The organism is Corynebacterium sp. HMSC068H04, from assembly GCF_001811255.1.
Classification (GTDB): domain Bacteria; phylum Actinomycetota; class Actinomycetes; order Mycobacteriales; family Mycobacteriaceae; genus Corynebacterium; species Corynebacterium hesseae.
Genome location: NZ_KV803969.1, coordinates 54,127 through 54,759 on the forward strand (window position 1 = coordinate 54,127; position 633 = coordinate 54,759).

The following is a 633-nucleotide window of genomic DNA, read 5'->3' on the forward strand; positions in this document are numbered from 1 at the left end:
CGACGGAAACCCCGACTGAGGACCCGACGGAAGATCCAACCGAGGACCCGACAGTTGACCCCACCGAGGACCCGACGGACGATCCGACGGTAGAGCCGACTGAGGACCCGACGGAAGATCCAACAGAGGTTCCGACGGAAACCCCGACTGAAGAACCTGAAAAGCCTGGTTCCTCTACTTCGAGCATTCCGGACCTCAGCAGCCTGTGGCCGCTCATCCCGCTGGTGATTATCCCGCCGGTACTGGCCCACTTCTTCAAGCCTCCGCACATTCCGGAGCTGCCGACGAAGCCGGTCAAGCCGGTTGAGCCGCTGAAGCCACAGCAGCCGAAGGCACCGGAAGCTTCGGAAGCGCCGAAGGCGCCTAACACGGAAGCACAGCCGACGCCAACGCAGAACCAGAATGCTCAGCCGACCCAGGCCAGCCAGCCTGGTACGACCTCGAGCACTGCGGCCTCTGCTAAGAGCACCTCGTCTGGCAAGCTCGCCAACACCGGTGCCAACGTCCTAGGCCTCATTGGTGTGGCTTTGGCGCTCATCGCTGGTGCAGCGTTGATTCTGCGTCCTAGCCGCCGCAAGGATTCCTAAGACCTAGGTTTCCTTTGTGATGTCTAGCGACTTTTTGGACACGGAG

1 protein-coding gene is annotated in these 633 nt (G+C 61.5%); it reads left to right on the forward strand.

The window, feature by feature from the left end:
• A partial coding sequence (locus HMPREF2792_RS01805) for an LPXTG cell wall anchor domain-containing protein (protein WP_232748428.1) occupies positions 1-587 on the forward strand: 587 nt, incomplete at its 5' end.
• Positions 588-633 lie beyond the last annotated feature (46 nt).